11 protein-coding genes are annotated in these 15,811 nt (G+C 60.8%); 9 read left to right on the top strand and 2 right to left on the bottom strand.

Annotated elements, in window-relative coordinates:
* Positions 1-5 precede the first annotated feature (5 nt).
* Positions 6-911 carry an ABC transporter ATP-binding protein gene (locus tag DLM86_RS05045; RefSeq protein ID WP_110838877.1) on the bottom strand — a complete coding sequence of 302 codons (906 nt, stop codon included), beginning with the start codon at positions 909-911 and terminating at the stop codon, positions 6-8.
* A gap of 188 nt (positions 912-1,099) precedes the next feature.
* The gene (locus tag DLM86_RS05040; RefSeq protein ID WP_110838876.1) at positions 1,100-2,518 is read right to left on the bottom strand and encodes an ABC transporter substrate-binding protein; all 1,419 of its coding nucleotides are present in this window, start codon (positions 2,516-2,518) and stop codon (positions 1,100-1,102) included.
* Positions 2,519-2,780: 262 nt separating this feature from the next.
* Here DLM86_RS05040 and DLM86_RS05035 point away from each other — a divergent pair, with 262 nt between their 5' ends.
* The 9 genes from DLM86_RS05035 to DLM86_RS04995 all read left to right on the top strand — a co-directional run bounded on the left by DLM86_RS05035 (position 2,781) and on the right by DLM86_RS04995 (position 15,783).
* Positions 2,781-3,038, top strand: coding sequence for a DUF7662 domain-containing protein (locus DLM86_RS05035; RefSeq protein ID WP_110838875.1), 258 nt, complete (start codon positions 2,781-2,783; stop codon positions 3,036-3,038).
* A gap of 461 nt (positions 3,039-3,499) precedes the next feature.
* The gene (locus DLM86_RS05030; protein ID WP_110838874.1) at positions 3,500-4,621 is read left to right on the top strand and encodes an ABC transporter ATP-binding protein; all 1,122 of its coding nucleotides are present in this window, start codon (positions 3,500-3,502) and stop codon (positions 4,619-4,621) included.
* A 20-nt stretch (positions 4,622-4,641) separates the two neighbouring features.
* On the top strand, positions 4,642-7,656 hold the full coding sequence (locus DLM86_RS05025) for an extracellular solute-binding protein (RefSeq protein WP_110838873.1): 3,015 nt from the start codon (positions 4,642-4,644) through the stop codon (positions 7,654-7,656).
* The gene (locus DLM86_RS05020; protein ID WP_110838872.1) at positions 7,643-8,617 is read left to right on the top strand and encodes a carbohydrate ABC transporter permease; all 975 of its coding nucleotides are present in this window, start codon (positions 7,643-7,645) and stop codon (positions 8,615-8,617) included. Before DLM86_RS05025 ends, DLM86_RS05020 begins: the two co-directional genes overlap by 14 nt.
* Positions 8,614-9,534 (top strand): carbohydrate ABC transporter permease, encoded by a 921-nt coding sequence (locus DLM86_RS05015; protein ID WP_245954357.1) that lies wholly within the window; start codon positions 8,614-8,616, stop codon positions 9,532-9,534. Before DLM86_RS05020 ends, DLM86_RS05015 begins: the two co-directional genes overlap by 4 nt.
* 29 nt (positions 9,535-9,563) lie before the next feature.
* A complete protein-coding gene (locus DLM86_RS05010; protein WP_110838870.1) occupies positions 9,564-11,699 on the top strand; it encodes a YIP1 family protein in 2,136 nt (711 codons plus the stop codon).
* Positions 11,696-13,933, top strand: a complete 2,238-nt coding sequence (locus DLM86_RS05005; protein ID WP_110838869.1) for a DUF5696 domain-containing protein — start codon at positions 11,696-11,698, stop codon at positions 13,931-13,933. Before DLM86_RS05010 ends, DLM86_RS05005 begins: the two co-directional genes overlap by 4 nt.
* Positions 13,930-14,799, top strand: coding sequence for a carbohydrate ABC transporter permease (locus DLM86_RS05000; protein ID WP_110838868.1), 870 nt, complete (start codon positions 13,930-13,932; stop codon positions 14,797-14,799). Before DLM86_RS05005 ends, DLM86_RS05000 begins: the two co-directional genes overlap by 4 nt.
* Positions 14,800-14,814: 15 nt before the next feature.
* Positions 14,815-15,783, top strand: a complete 969-nt coding sequence (locus DLM86_RS04995; protein WP_110838867.1) for a carbohydrate ABC transporter permease — start codon at positions 14,815-14,817, stop codon at positions 15,781-15,783.
* Positions 15,784-15,811 lie beyond the last annotated feature (28 nt).

Raw genomic sequence — 15,811 nt, 5'->3', positions numbered from 1 at the left:
GACTCTCATACCGCGCCGACCTTCTCCTTGACCGTTTCGGATTCGCCGGCGGCACCGTCCTTCGGCTGCGTCTTGCGGTCGTCGAAGCGGACCGGTCCGGCCGCGCCGGCTTGCCCATGCTCCGTCTCCGAGGCGAGCCCGTACGGCAAGCATAACGGCGCTCCCGTGCGCGGATCGGCAATGACGTCCGCCTCGATGCCGAACACTTCGCGCAGCATGTCGGCGGTTACGACGTCGGAGGGGCTGCCCTCCCGGACGACCGTTCCGTTCTTGATCGCCACGATATGGTGCGCGTACTGCGTCGCATGGTTCAAGTCGTGCACGACCATGACGACCGTCCGGCCTTCCTCGCGGTTGAGCCGTTCGAGCAGCTTGAGCACCTCGAGCTGGTGGGCCATGTCGAGGAACGTCGTCGGCTCGTCGAGAAACAGGATGTCCGTCCCCTGCGCAAGCGCCATGGCGATCCACGCCCGCTGCCGCTGCCCGCCCGACATCTGCTCGATCGGCCGGTCGGCGAAGCCGGTCATCCCGGTCACGCTCATCGCCCACTCGACCATCTCCTTGTCCTCCTTGCCGAGCGAGCCGAACCCTTTCTGATGCGGGAAACGCCCGAACGAGACGAGCTCGCTGACGGTCAGTCCTTCCGGCGCGACGGGGTTTTGCGGCAGGATGGCGAGCTGCTTGGCGACCTCCTTCGTCTGCATCTGATGAATCGACTTGCCGTCCAGGAAGACGCCGCCCTTGCTCGGCTTCATGATGCGGGCCATCGTTTTCAAGATCGTCGATTTGCCCGAGCCGTTCGCGCCGACGAGCGCCGTCACCTTACCGGCCGGAATCGACAAGTCGAGCTTGTCGACGATCACCTTATCCCCGTATGCGATGTGAAGCTTCTCGGCGAACAACCGCGCCATGCCGCTCACTCCTTCTCGTTCTTCGATTCGCGCGCTCCGTCGGACGGATGACGCTTTATGGTGTGATAATGATTCTCAATTTCAACATTTCAAATGATAATGGTTATCATTGACATTGTCAATAGAAAAAAGCCCGCGCGGATCGATCGTCGATCCCGCACGAGCCATTTCCCATTCCCCGCTTCCGATTACGGGGTCCCTTTCGCCTCCTCCTCCTGCTTCGCCTTGAGGAGCGCCTCCTGCCCTTTCTCCTGAATATGCTTGAGCGCGTCGTCGACCGTCTGCTTGCCGTCGAGCGCCGACTTGAGCTCCTGCTCGGCAATGCCGGAAAACGACTGGAAGAACGACGGCGGCAGCTTCGCGAGCGACCGGTTCGCCTGCGACGCGTCGCCGCTCAGCTTGCTGAACGCGGCGACGTTGCGTCCTTCGGCGTTCGGCAAGTACGCCGTGCGGACCGTCATCTCGCCCATGCCCGTCGACGCCTTCGAGGTGACGCGCGCAAACTCGTTGTCGTTGATGTACTTGACGAACTCCCAAGCCGCGCGCAGATTGGGCGACTGGGCGTTGACGGCGAATATTTGCCCGACGTACAGGCTCGCCGCTGTTCCCGGACTGTTCGGATCGACCGGAACGGTCACGAGATCCCATTCCGGCGTATTTTCCTTCAAATACGATTTGGCCTGCTTCAAGCTGTCCATCATATAGTTGCCGCCGATCATCATCGCGACCTTGCCCCCGATGAACGGGTCGGACTTGTAGTAGTCTTCGATCATGCCGCCGCGGAATTGCTTCTCGGGATCCGGCGAGTACAGCGCGCCCGCCTTCATCGTATCGAGCGCGAGCTGCGCCGCCTGCTTCCAGGCGTCGGTATGAATCGTCACCTGGGCGGTGTCCGGGTCCGCATAGCGAAGCCCTTTCGTTTCCCCGATCATCCGCACGTATTGGAACAAATCGGCCGAATACGCGTTGGCGCCGAAGCCGTATATCCGCGTTTTCTCGTCTCCGGTCGTCGGGAAGCGCCGGGCCAGCTCGAACAGCTCCTCCCAGCTCATCTCGTCCTTCGGGAACGGCACCCCGTTCGACTCGAACATCGTTTTGTTGTAGAAGATCGCCTGCGCGCTGAAGCCGGGCGCCAAGCCGTACAGCTTGCCGCCGCTCCGGGATTTGATCGACTCGAGGACGGCCGGCATGATGCCGCCCAGGTCGAACTTGTCCTGCGCGATGACGGAATCGAGCGCGTACAGTCTCCCGGAGCCGGCCAGCTTCTCGTACAGATCCGGCATGAGCAGCAGCACGTCCGGCTTCTTCTCGTCGATAAACTTCTCGTATTCCTTGTTGATGTCGGTATTCGCATCATACTTGATCACGCCTTGGAGCGACGCCACCTCGATGTCGATGTTCGGATATTTCGCCGAAAACAACGCCCCGTACGTTTGGTAAAAAAACCGCTCGTCCTGGTTCGTCATCACCTTGATCGTCGCCTTCTCGTCCTTGCCCAACGCCTTGAGCTCGTCCTTCGCCGGGGTGCCGGCCGGTCCGTTGCAGCCGGCCAGCGCCATCGTCCCCGCCAGCAAAACCGCGCATGCTCGAATCGTCAATCGTTTCATCGTCTCGATTTCTCCCCTCAGTCTTCCATTTTTCTCCTGTCCCGACAAATAGACGAAGTGCGGACGAAAAACGTTTCATCGCCGGATCCTTTTCGAACCGCTTCCCTGTACGAGCGTATCGCCCCGACCTTCATTCCGTACCGGCAATGCTTCTCGCAATAAAAATGCCCCTCCGCGCCCCTTTTTCCCTATTTCCCCCAAAAACGGCATGTTCAGAATTTGTTCAGTGCCGGCCGGTATAATCAAGTTCGGGTGATCTACGATGAACGATTACAAGCCGCTCGGACGGTACTTGTTTGGCCAGTCCAAACAAACGGTCACGCTCACCTTCGAGGAGGTCGAGCGCATTCTCGGCTTCAAGCTGCCCCCATCGGCGACGATGCAGCCCCATTGGTGGAGCAACACGATTCTCGACTCCAGCTCGCAATCGATCGCCTGGCTGAAAGCGTTTTGGCGGGTTTCCCGCGTCGAGCTCGGCCAACGGAAACGGGTGACGTTCGTCCGATCCGAAATCGCTTGAGTAGCCGAAGCGGTCAAAAGGAGGCCCGCACGCCTTCGCCCCGCCCGGGACGGATCGGCCCGTCCCCCGAACAAGCCGCCGCCGTCCCCCATTCGGTCGGCGACGGCCCGGCAGCGTCCCCGCTTCGCGGACGCTTTTTTGCGTTGATCGGGCATTGTGAATGGGTGCTTTATCCGCACGTCCCGCTTTTTCATCCAAAACGTGTTCATGTACCTTATCGGCGGCGGAGCAGCCGTTTACCCGTGAAATCCCCCCTTTACCCACCCTTTCGTCCCTCCAATCGAAAATCTTCACGCCAAATTCACACGTTTCCCCGGCTTTCGCCGTCGGCCGGACCTACCGGACGGCGTTCTTCATCATTCTTCACACCGTTTTCACAGCGCGGTTTCTATAATGATTCGTATGAGGGGATGTAAACGCTTTCTGTCAGGCTTCATCATTTTGAGGGGGGTAATGGACTCATGTCCCGGATCTTGTTCAATCACGTCTACAAGCAGTACGGCAAAGACAAGTCGGCCGTCGTGAAAGACTTCAATCTGGAAATCGAGGACAAGGAATTCGTCGTCTTCGTCGGGCCGTCCGGCTGCGGCAAATCGACCACGCTCCGGATGATCGCGGGGCTGGAGGACATAAGCAAGGGCGAAATTTACATCAACAACGTGCTCGTTAACGATCTTCCGCCGAAAGACCGCGATATCGCCATGGTGTTCCAAAACTACGCGCTGTACCCGAACATGTCCGTCTACGAAAACATCGCCTTCGGCCTCCGGCTGCGCAAGCTGCCGAAGCACGAAATCGACATCGCCGTGAAGCGGGCGGCCCGCGTCCTCGAGATCGAGCCGTATCTCGACCGCAAGCCGAAGCAGCTGTCCGGCGGCCAGCGCCAGCGCGTCGCTCTCGGCCGGGCGATCGTCCGCAATCCGCAAGTGTTCCTTATGGACGAGCCTTTGTCCAACCTGGACGCGAAGCTGCGCGTGCAGATGCGCTCCGAGCTGATCCGGCTGCACAAGCAGCTCGGCGTCACGACGATTTACGTCACCCACGACCAGACCGAGGCGATGACGATGGCGAACCGGATCGTCGTCATGAAGGACGGCATCATCCAGCAGGTCGACACGCCCGAGGAAATTTACAACAGTCCGGCCAACACGTTCGTCGCCAGCTTCATCGGATCGCCTCCGATGAATTTCATCGACGGCCGGCTCGAGGAGCGGGACGGGCGGCTCGAGTTCCACACGAACCGGTTCGCGCTCGAAATTCCCCAAGGCAAAGCGAAGGAGCTTACCGCCAAACGGCTCGTGAACAAGGTCGTCACCCTCGGCATCCGCCCGGAAAACATCAGCGTCGATCAAATCGTCTTCGACGCGTTCCCGAACGCCGTCATACAAGGCATTCACAAATTCAACGAGCTGATGGGCGCCGACCGGTTTCTGCATCTCGACATCGGCTCCCCCGCCCTGCTCGTCGTCCGCACGAGCCCGCGCAACTTTTACGACGACGAGATGAAAATCGCCGTGGCGGTCGACATGCACAAGGCGCTGTTCTTCGACCGCGACAGCGGGGAACGGCTGATCGACTCGTGAAGACGGAAGGAGGATCTTACTTGCAACTTCAACGCCACCGAACCCGCAGCTCCCGCGCCAAGCCGGCGCTCGCGCTCCTGATCGCGGCGGCCGTCCTGCTCGGTCCGGTCGCCGCCGGCCGCGACGGCACGCGGCAAGCGCACGCCGCCGACGCCGTGACGCCGGCGAAGCCCCCCGCCGCCTCCGCTTCGGCCGGCGCGGCGAACGACGGCTTCGAGCCGTTTTACGGCCGCGTGCTGGCCGATTGGACGCAGAAAGGCTACGCCGACGCGACGGGCGCCCCCGTCCGCATCGCCGGGGCGGACATCTCCGCGCAATCGCCGGAGAAGCTGGCCGAGTCCGCGTCGTACCAAGGCAAAGACAACGTCCTGCTTTGGAAGAGCGACCGCGACAACTGGATCGAATACCGCGTCCAGGTCGACAAGGACGGCCTGTATCAATTGAACCTGCAGTATTACCCGTACAGCTTGACCAAGGAAACGTCGTCGCTCAACCGGCGTCCGGTATCGCTGTCCGTCGCCGTCGACGGCAAGTATCCGTTCCGCGAGGCGCGGTCGGTCGTCTTTCGGCGGCTGTTCAAGGACGACCTGCCGGTCAAGCGGGACGCGAAGGGCGACGATATCCGGCCCCGCTCGGTCGCGATCGACCGATGGATCGACGAACCGTTCCGCGATTCCGCGAATGCGTACAACGAGCCGATGAAATGGTATTTGACGAAAGGGCAGCATACGATCCGGCTGTCCGGCAGCGAGCCGATCGCCATCGCGTCGCTGTCGATCGCGCCTCCCTCGACGCCGCCCGACTACGCCGGGTACGCCGCCAAGCTTCCCGCCGCCGCGGCCTCCAAGGGCGAGGACGCCTCGATCCGGATCGAAGCGGAGGCCATGTCGGCGAAAAACGACGTCGCCATCCAGATGGTCGTCGACAAAGATCCGCTCTCCTATCCGGAGGCGGGCGCGCACGAAACGTTCAACTCCGTCGGCGGCATACGGTGGCAGACGGGCGGGCAGACGATCTCGTGGACGTTCTCCGTCCCGGAAAGCGGACGTTACCAAATCGCGCTGCGCGCCTTGCAAAACACCGTGTCGAACATGGCGTCGTTCCGGACGATCGCGATCGACGGCCGCGTCCCGTTCCGGGAGCTGCTCGCCTACCGGTTCCCCTACTCGACGAAATGGAAGGGCGTCACGCTGTCGGACGACGCGGGCAAGCCATACGAGTTTTATTTGGAGAAAGGCGAGCACGTTCTGTCGATGACCGCGACCGTATCGCCGTTCCAGCCGATCATCATCCAGTCCGAGGAAGCGACCCGTCTGCTGCGCGAGCTGTCCGCCGAGCTGAAGGCGATGACCGGGGCGGTCGTGGACAAAAACCGGACGTGGAAAATCGAGGAGGACTTCCCCGAGCTGCCGAAACGGCTCGAGGACGTGCGCGACCGGCTGAAGACGATGGCCGACGACTTGCTGGCCGCCAACGGACGGCGCGACAACGCGCTGCAGACGATGATGACCGCGGTCGAGGATATCGAGAGCTACTTGCGCTACCCGAACGAAATTCCGTACTACATGGACGACATTTCGTCGCTGCAGGAGAAGATCGGCGGCATCCGCGAGACGCTCTCCAAGTCGCCGCTCCAGCTCGAGCGCATCGTCGTCGCCCCCGTCGGGGCGGAGCTGCCCAAGATGGAGGCCGGCTTTTTCCGGAAAGCGAAGGCGACCGTCCTCAACTTTTTCCGCTCGTTCGTCAAGAAGGACGATTTGAGCGATCTGGAGGAAGGCTCGCTCAACGTCTGGGTGAACCGGGGGCGCGACTACGTCAACCTGCTGCAGGAGCTGTCGAACGAGCTGTTCACGCCGCAGACGAACATCAAGGTCAAGGTGAACCTGCTGCCCGACGAAAACTTGCTCATCTACGCCAACGCCGCCGGCATATCGCCCGATATCGCGCTCGGACAGCCGCAGGACAAATCGATCGATTTCGCGATGCGCGGGGCGCTGCAGGATTTGAGCGAGTTTCCCGACTTCCGGGAGGTGGCGGACCGATTCGCGCCGGGGGCGCTGCTCCCGTTCTTTTACGACAAGGGCTATTACGCGCTGCCGGAGACGCAGTCGTTCAAGGTGCTGTTTTACCGCAAGGACATTTTGGAACGGCTCGGGCTCGGCATTCCCGACACGTGGGAAGACGTCTACGAGATGCTGCCGACGCTGCAGCAGAACGGCTACAACTTCTACGTGCCGACGACCGACTTCATTACGTTCCTGTACCAGAACGGGGCCGAATTTTTCGCCAAGGACGGCATGAGCACGGCGCTCAGCTCGCCGGAGTCGTTCCAAGGGTTCAAGCAATGGACCGATCTGTTCAACATTTACGATCTGGAGAAAAACGTTCCGAACTTTTACCAGCATTTCCGCAAAGGCAACATGCCGGTCGGCGTCGCCGACTACAACACGTACGTGACGCTGTCGGTCGCCGCTCCCGAGCTGACCGGCTGGTGGGGCATCGCTCCGCTGCCCGGCGTGAAGCAGCCGGACGGCACCGTCGCCCGCTGGTCGTCCGGCGGACAGACGACCGGCTTCATCTACAAGGATTCGAAGCGCAAGGAGGAAGCGTGGACGTTCCTGAAATGGCTGCTCTCGGCCGACGTGCAGGAGCGCTACGGCATGGACCTGGAATCGTTCAACGGCATCAGCTTCCGGTGGAATACCGCCAATGTCGAGGCGTTCACCCGCCTGCCTTGGCCGAAGGAGGACTTGAAGGTCATCCTCGAGCAGTGGAGATGGTACAAGGAGATGCCGAACCCGCCCGGCGCCTACTTCGTCGGCCGGGAATTGAACAACGCCTGGAACCGGACCGTCGTCGACGGCGAAAACTTCCGCGGCTCGCTCGAGGAAGCGGTCGTCAACATCGACCGGGAGATGGTGCGCAAGGCGCAGGAGTTCGGCTTCGTCTCGCCGGACGGAACCGTGCTGCACACGCTCGATTTGCCGCAAGTGACCAAACCTTGGGAAGGGGTGGACCGATATGTTCCGAAGTGAAGCCGGGGCCGCCATGCCCCTGGAACGAAAACGCGACGGCTTGACGGGGCGGTTCGCCCGCTTCTGCAAGCTCGTCTGGTCGTACCGGCTGTCATATGTATTTATCGCTCCGTTCGTTCTCTGCTTCGTGGCGTTCATTTTGATACCGGTCGTGCTCGCGATATTGCTCAGCTTCACATACTTCAACGCACTGCAGCCGCCGCGGTGGATCGGCTGGCAAAACTTCCTGTACCTGCTGTCGCAGGACTTGGTCTTCTTGAAGCACGCGCTGCCGAATACGATCAAGTTCGCCCTCATCGTCGGGCCGGGCGGCTACGCCGCTTCGTTCCTGCTTGCGTGGCTCATCTCGCAGCTGCCGAACTACGCCCGCACGCTGTACGCGCTGGCGTTCTATACGCCGTCGCTTACCGCAGGCATCGCCATGACGGTCGTCTGGCTGCCGCTGCTCACCGGCGACCGGATCGGCTACCTGAACAGCTTCCTGCTGTCGATCGGAGCGATCGACAAGCCGGTGCTGTGGGTGACGAGCGAGAAATATTTGATGGGCTCGATGATCGCCGTCACGCTCTGGTCGAGCATGGGCGTCGGCTTCCTCGCCCAGCTTGCCGGCGTGCTGAACGTCAACCGCGAGCTGTACGAGGCCGGCCGGATCGACGGCATCAAAAGCCGTCTGCAAGAAATTTGGTACATCACGATACCGTCGATGAAGCCGCAAATGCTGTTCAGCGCCGTCATGGCGATCGTCGGGACGTTCAAGGCGGGCGAAATCGGCGCCCAGCTGTCCGGCTCGTTTCCGACGCCGCAATACGCCGGCCACGTCATGATGAGCCATATCGCCGATTACGGGGATATTCGGTTCGAGATGGGCTACGCGTCGGCGATATCGGTTTTCTTGCTTATCATGATGTACGTATCCAATCGGCTCGGTTGGAAGCTATTCGGATCGCGGGGTGACGAATGATGGCCGAAGCCGCCAAAACGAACCGGTTGACCCGGACGCTCGCCTCGCTCGGGCTGAAGCGGAGATCCCGGCTGAACCGGGCCGACGCGTTCCAGAAAACGCTGTACGCGCTGCTGACGATCCTCGGCTTGTTCATGATTTTGCCGATCGTCTATATATTCAACCATGCGCTCAAGCCGTACCAGGAGCTGTTCGTCTATCCGCCGCGCATTTTCGTCGAGCACCCGACGTTCCAAAACTTTACGGAGCTGTTCCTCGTGTCGAGCTCGTCGGTCGTGCCGGTCACCCGGTATTTGTTCAACAGCTTGTTCACGACGGCGCTGACGGTCGCGGCGGTGACGATCATCAGCGCGATGTGCGCCTACCCGCTGTCGAAGCACCGGTTTCCGGGCAGCCGGCTCCTGTTCGCGACGATTATGCTGACGCTCATGTTCGCGCCGGAGACGGTCGGCATCCCGCGCTACTTGGTCGTCTCGCACCTCGGCATCATGAATACGTATTGGGGGCATCTGCTCCCCCATCTGGCCGCGCCGGTCAGCGTCTTCCTGATGAAGCAGTTCGTCGACCAAGTGCCGAACGAGCTGATCGAAGCGGCCAAAATGGACGGCGCCCGGGAATTTACCGTATTCCTGCGCGTGGTCATCCCGATGATCATGCCGGCCGTGGCGACCGTCGCGATCCTCACGTTCCAGGCGGCGTGGGGCAATGTGGAGACGTCCAAACTGTTCATGCAGGACGAATCGATGAAGACGTTCCCGTTCTTCCTGTCCACGCTGACGAACGGGCTCGCCAACAGCGTGGCTCGCCAGGGCGCGGCGGCGGCGGCGGCGGTCGTGCTGTTCCTGCCCAACTTCATCATCTTCCTGTTCTTCCAGCGCAAGGTGATCGCCACGATGGCGCATTCCGGCATCAAGTAACGGACTAGAACCGAATCGGAGGTCAACCCATGAACCTGATCAAAACCGGGCGGATCCTGCTGCTTCTCGTCCTTGCGCTGGCCGCCGCCGCGGCGATCCCGCTCTCCGCTTACGCGGGAGTGCCGTACTGGACCAACTCGAAGGAAAAGCAGGGGCGCCTCATCTGGACACAGCCGGCTTATACGCCGGTCGGCCTGTTCGGCAAAGATTTGACGATACCCGATAAAAACAAGCCGGGGACGACGAAGCCGTCTCCGCTGCAAAACCCGAAGGACTTGTTCGTCGACAAGCGGGACCACGTCTACGTCGCCGATACCGGCAACAACCGGATCGTCGAGTTCGACGGCAACGGCAATTGGATCCGCTACATCGACGTGCCGGAAAGTCCGCTCAACAAGCCGGAGGGCGTGTTCGTCACCGACAGCCAGGACATTTACGTCGCCGATACCGGCAACAAGCGGGTCGTCCGGCTGTCCAAGGAAGGCAAGCTCGTCAAGGAGTTCAAACGGCCGGACTCGAAGTTCATTCCGGAATCGTTCAAATACGACCCGACGCGCCTCGTCGTCGACAAGCGCGGCTTCCTGTACATCGCCGTCCTCGGCGGCTACCAGGGACTGCTCCAGCTCGACCCGGAGGGCAAGTTCCAAAGCTTCTACGGCGCGAACGCGACCGTCTTCTCCCCGCTCGACGCGCTCAAGCGGGCGCTGTACACGAAGGAGATGTACGCCAACGAAATCAGCAAGCTGCCGGGCGCGATCAGCAGCGTCGCCGTCGACAAGGACGGCTTCCTGTACACGACGACGGGCGGCCAAGGGATCAAGAAAAACCAGATCAAGAAGCTGAGCATCCGCGGCTTGAACATGCTCGACACGCCGACCGACTCGTTCGGCGAGACGCGTCCGTTCGACGTCAAATTCGCGACGGGCGGAACCGTCACGCCGCAGCTGATCGACATCGCCGTCGACGGGAACGGCAACATCACGGCGATCGATTCGTCCTACAAGTACATCAACCAATACGACGCGAACGGCAACCTGCTCTTCTTCTGGGCGGGACCGTCCTCGGCGAACACGACCCAGCTCGGCTTGATGAAAAATCCGGTCGCCGTCGACGCCGGCTCCCGCAACGACCTGTACTTGCTCGACGGTCAGGAAGGCGTCGTCCAAATTTTTCGCCTGTCGGAATTCGGCATCAAGGTGAACGAAGCGAACAAGCTGACGCTCGCCGGCCGCTACGAGGAAAGCGAGAAGCATTGGCGCGAGGTGCTCCGGCTGAACGCCAACTTCACGCCGGCGATGCTCGGACTCGCGAAAGCGGCCTACAAGCAGGGCGACTACGAGGAGGCGCTTCGGCTGTTCAAGCGCGCGGACGATCAGAAGGGATATTCCGACTCGTTTTGGCAAATCCGGCTGAAATGGTTCCAAAGCCACTTCTCGACGCTCGCAACCGCGGCGCTGATCGCCGTCGTCGGCTTCGCCGCCGCCGAACGGTGGACGCGCGGGAGCCGGTGGAGATCCGCCTGGCGCAATCGGAGGCGGTCGAGCAACCCGTTCGTCGTCCAATTCAAGCACGTCTTCTACATGCTGAAGCATCCGATCGACGGCTTCAGCGCCCTGCGCTACGAAAACAAAGGCGGCTACTGGAGCGCGATCGTCATCCTCGTCGGCGCCTACGCGGCGCTCGTCGTCATGCGGCTGTTCACGAGCTTCTCGTTTAATCTCGTCAACGCCCACCGCGTCAACCTGCTGTCGCTGCTGCTGCAGTACGGCTTGATCTGGATCGGCTGGGTCGTCTCGAACTACCTCGTCAGCTCGATCTACCGGGGCGAAGGCCGGTTCAAGGACGTATTCGTCGGCAGCGCGTACGCGCTCGTCCCGGTTATCGTGCTGGGCGTGCCGCTGGCCGTCTTGTCCAACGTCATGACGGCGTCCGAGCAGGCGATCTACGACTTTATTCAGACGATGCTGTACGTCTGGACGGCGTTGATGGTGTTCTGGAAAATCCAGTCGCTTCAAAACTATTCGGTCGGCGAAACGATTGTGAACATCGTCCTGTCGCTGTTCGCCTTCCTCATGCTGGCCGTGCTCGTCCTCGTCGTGCTCGGCTTGAGCGGCGACTTGAAAGACTTCTTATTCGAGGTGTACCAGGAGGTGAGGCTGCGATGACGCTGCTGCATCGAATACCGAAAACGGCATGGATTTACGCCGTCCTGCTCGCGGCGCTCGCCGCTTTCGTCCTGACCCGGCTCGATACGAGCTCGCTCGACGGCAAGGCGGCCGCGACCGCCCCCCCGTCGTCGGCCGGCGCGGTCAAAGTCGCCAAAGGGCCGGATGAGCTGCCGAAGGAGGAGGACTTCCGGACGGTCGCGCAATCCGGGGAGCTGGAGCTTAGGCTGGATGCGAAAACCGGTCACTTCGCCGTCGCCGACAAGCGCAACGGCAACGTCTGGCGATCGTATCCCGATCCGTCGCAATGGTCGACGGAGGCGCAGGAAGGGATCTGGAGGACGCACCTGCGCGCGCCCGTCATGTTCCGCTACATCGACTTAACCGGCAAGCTGTCGCAGCCGAAGGAGTCGAACCTGCTCGAGGAGCGCGGGACGGTCAAGGACGTCGCCGCGATCGACGGCGGCTTCCGGCTGACGTTCGACATGCCGTCCAAGCAGATCGCCATCCCGATCGAGGTGAAGGTGGAGGGCGATTCGGTCGTCGCGAAAATGATCGATTCCGGCATCAAGGAAGGCGATTTGAGCCTGATCTGGGTGCGGCTGTATCCGTTCTTCGGCGCGGAGCATTCCGACGGACAGGAAGGCTATCTGTTCGTCCCGGACGGCTCGGGCGCGCTCATTCCTTACGAGGAGCACAATACGAACGTCAACCGGATTTACCAGGAGCCGGTATACGGAACGGATTTGTCGTTCAAGGTGAACGACGAGGGGCAATCGCGCAAGACGGTCGCCATGCCGGTATTCGGCGCGAAATCGGGCGACCGCGCCTACTTGTCGATCATCGAGGACGGCGCCGAATTTACCGAGATCGTCGCCGCCCCTTCGGGCGTATTCAGCGGCTACAACTGGGTCACCGCCCAGCAAAATTACCGTTCCACCTACAAGCAGGTTACCAACGAGAGCAAAAACAAGTTTTTCCTGACGTACAACAAGGACGAACGGTTCCGCGGCGACCGCGCCGTCCGGTACGTGCTGCTCGACAAGCCGAAGGCGGATTACGTCGGCATGGCGCAGCGGTACCGCGACTATTTGATGAAAACGTACGGCATGAAGCCGATCAAGCCGAAAAGCGACAAGCTGCCGATGACGATCAACCTGATCGGGGCGGAGCGCGAGCGGGGCTTGATTACGGACCGCTACTTGAAAACGACGACGACGGCCGATGCGATGAAGATCGTTCAGCGGCTGTACGGCCTCGGCATCGAGAACATGACCGTCAACTACATGGGCTGGAACAAGGGCGGCTACAGCGCGTTCGGCGCCCCGGCTCCGGTCGACGGCCGGCTCGGCGGGGACGACGGGATGAGACAGTTCGTCAAGTTCGCCGATACGCTCGGCATCCCGGTCTATCTGCATACGAATTACTTGGTCAACACGACCGACGCCGGAAGCTTCAACAAGAAGCGGCACGGACTGCGCGACTTGGGCGGAACCGTGATCGAGCCGTTCGTCAGCCTCGGCTTCCTCGGTCCGGTGCTGGATAAGGACATCGCGTACTTCAAAACGCTCGGCGTAGCCGGCGTAACGACCGGCCAGCTGGGCGAATCGCTGAACAGCGACTTCAACACGAATTTTCCGGCCAGCCGGGAAGAAAGCCGCAAGCTGCAGCAGTCGTACTTCCAAAAGTTTCGCGACGCCGGGCTCGACGTCCGGGGGATGCGCTCCAGCTTTTTCGCCGTACCGTACGTAAGCGCGATCGACCGGATGCCCGACGATTACTCGTACGATTCGTTCTCCGCGTCGGCGGTCCCGTTCATGCAAATCGCGCTTCACGGGCTCGTCTCGTACACGTCGGATTACGCGAACGACCGCGAGCAGTACCATTTGCAGTTTTTGCGCGACCTCGAGTACGGCTCGGCACCGTCGTTCATTTTCATCTACGAGAACGGCGAGCAGTTCAAGTACGCCTTCGAGCTGCACCCGTTCAGCCCGAGCTTCCAGGACTGGGAGTCCGAGGCGGTGCAGGAGTACCAGCGGATGAGCGAAGCGCTCGGCGACGTGCAGGACCGGTTCATCGTGAATCATCGGACGCTGGCGCCGGAAGTGAAGGAGACGACGTACGACGGAGGCAAGCGAATCATCGTCAACTACGGGACGAAGCCGTATGAGGCGGGCGGCTTGACCGTCAAGCCGATGGACTACTTGATCGTGAAAGGAGGGACGGCGCCATGACGGTGAAACGAAGAAGACTGCCGGCCGCCGGCATCCGCAAGCTGGAAGGGTCGCTGTTCATCGCACCGTGGGTCGTCGGGTTTCTGGCGTTCATGGCGTTCCCGCTCGGCTATTCGCTGTACATGAGCTTTCATCAGGTGCGCATATTGGGGACCGGCATCGAGATCATCCCGGTCGGCCTGAAGCATTACAAATATATTTTGCTCGAGAACGGCGCCATCCTGTACAACCAGCTGTTCCCGTTTTTCCGCCAATCGCTCATCATGATTCCGATCATCATCGTCTTTTCGCTGCTCGTCGCGATCATGCTGAACCAGAAATTTCCCGGCCGGTCCGTCTTCCGCTCGATCTTCTTCCTGCCCGTCATCTTCACGACGGGCCAGGTCGTCCGGGAATTCATGACGCAGGGCGAAGGCGATATCGGCTTTCTGGAGCGATACAACGTGGCCGCCCTCGTCTCGCAAAACTTGTCGTCCTCGTGGGCCGCGCCGATCGTCAACATTATGGGGTCTTTCGTCCTCATCCTGTGGTACTCCGGGGTGCAAATTCTCATCTTCCTCGCCGGTCGGCAGACGATCGGCAGCTCGGTGTACGAGGCGGCGAGAATCGACGGTGCGACGCCGTGGGAAGTGTTCTGGAAAATTACGCTGCCGGGCATGGTTCCGTTCATTCTGCTCAACCTGATCTATACGACGGTCGACCTGTTCACCTTCCCGACGAACCCGATTTTGACGCAAATCTCGACGTCCAACTACGGACAGTCCAGCGCGCTGGCGTGGATTTACTTCGTCATCATCCTGGCGTTTCTCGGGGCGATCCTCGGCATTTTCCATAAAGTGAACAAAGCTTCGGGCGCCGCCCGCTGACGGAGGAGACGTGCGATGACCAGATTGATGACCGCCTTGAAGGAACGCCGCTTCGAGTCGCTGAACTGGCGGACGGGATTGACGAAAACCCGCTACGTCGTTCTCGGCAAGGAAGCGGATAAAGGACTCCTATTCCGGTTGTTCCTGTACTTGATCTTGATCGATACGGCTTACATTTATTTGAACCCGATCCTGTTCATGATTTCGACGATGGTGAAAAATGCGAACGATCTGCTCGACCCGGCGGTCAGCTGGATACCGCGGTCGATCTATACGGGCGTGCTGCAGGATGCGTGGACGAAGCTGCGTTACCCGACCGCATTTACGATCAGCACCCTCCTGTCGCTTTCCGTCGCGGTATTCCAGACGATCTCGTGCGCGGTCGCGGGCTACGCGTTCGCCCGGCTCGATTTTCCGTTCAAACGGTTTTGGTTTTTTTGCCTCATCGTTTCGTTCATCGTGCCGACGCAGGTCGTCATCCTGCCGAACCTGATCGCCGCAAGCCAGTTCGGCCTGATGAAGACGTACATCCCGATCGTCGCGCCGGCGCTGTTCGGCCACGGGCTGAAGGGGGCGCTGTTCGTCATCATTTACCGGCAATTTTTCTCGACACAGCCGAAGGAGCTCGAGGAGGCGGCCAAAATCGACGGCGCGAGCGTGTTCCGCATTTTTTTCCGCGTCATGCTGCCGCTCGCCAAGCCGGCCATCCTCGTCGTCTTCTTGTTCTCCTTCGTCTGGACGTGGAACGACTACTATTTGCCGAGCATGTACTTGAACGGGGTGAAGGACGTCCCGCTGTCGATGGGCATCTCGCAAATTTCGGCGGTGCTCGATCAGCAGGCCAAGGAGTTCGGCCCTTCGATCTTCGACGAGCCGCTCAAGATGGCGACTTCATTCCTGATCATCCTCCCCCCGCTTCTGCTGTACATGTTCACGCAGCGGTGGTTCGTGGAAGGCGTCGAGCGGACCGGGCTCGTGGAGTAAAGAAGGAACGGTTTTCCGCGGCAGGCAG

Origin of the sequence: Paenibacillus flagellatus, assembly GCF_003217775.1 — a bacterium.
Classification (GTDB): domain Bacteria; phylum Bacillota; class Bacilli; order Paenibacillales; family NBRC-103111; genus Paenibacillus_AB; species Paenibacillus_AB flagellatus.
Note: the sequence above shows the minus strand (reverse complement) of the source record. Positions and strands in the feature narration are given on the sequence as shown.